1 protein-coding gene is annotated in these 727 nt (G+C 69.3%); it reads left to right on the top strand.

Annotation, left to right across the window (positions count from 1 at the left end; all coding sequences use genetic code 11):
• Positions 1 to 727 (top strand): AMP-binding protein (locus tag HB633_RS30625; protein WP_213781863.1); only part of this gene is annotated, 727 nt, incomplete at both ends.

The raw sequence follows: 727 nt of genomic DNA, 5'->3' as shown, positions 1-727 counted from the left end.
TGCTGAACCTGCTGGACTCGATGCAGCAGGCACCGGGCCTCGACGCGCGCGACACGATGCTGGCGGTGACCTCGCTGTCGTTCGACATCGCGGCGCTGGAGCTGTATCTGCCGTTGCTCTCGGGAGCGAAGGTGGTGCTGGCGAGCCGTTCGGCCGCCGCCGATGCGCAGGCGCTGGCGACACTGATCGGGCGCGAAGGGATCACGGCGATGCAGGCGACGCCCTCGACCTGGCAGATGCTGCTGAGCTACGGCTGGCAGGCGCCGGCGTCGCTGAAGCTGCTGTGCGGGGGCGAAGCGCTGCCCGAGGCGCTGGCCAGAAAGCTGCTGGCGCAGGTGCCTTGCATCTGGAACCTGTACGGTCCGACCGAGACGACGATCTGGTCGGCGCGGCGTGCGATCACACGCGAGGCACCGGCGATCACGATCGGCCGGCCGATCGGCAACACGCGCATGTACCTGCTGGATGCGGCGGGCCATCCGGTGCCGGTGGGGGTGACGGGTGAGCTGTATATCGGCGGTGTGGGGTTGGCGCGCGGCTATCTGAACCGGGCGGACCTGAGCGCGGAGCGCTTCGTACCCGATCCATTCGGCGAGGCGGGGAGCCGGATGTACCGCACGGGAGACCTGGCGCGCTATCTGGCGGACGGCGAGATCGACTATCTGGGCCGGGCCGATCATCAGGTGAAGGTGCGGGGCTTCCGGATCGAGCCGGGCGAGATCGAGGC

The organism is Caballeronia sp. dw_276 (assembly GCF_018449635.1).
GTDB lineage: Bacteria > Pseudomonadota > Gammaproteobacteria > Burkholderiales > Burkholderiaceae > Caballeronia.
Note: the sequence above shows the minus strand (reverse complement) of the source record. Positions and strands in the feature narration are given on the sequence as shown.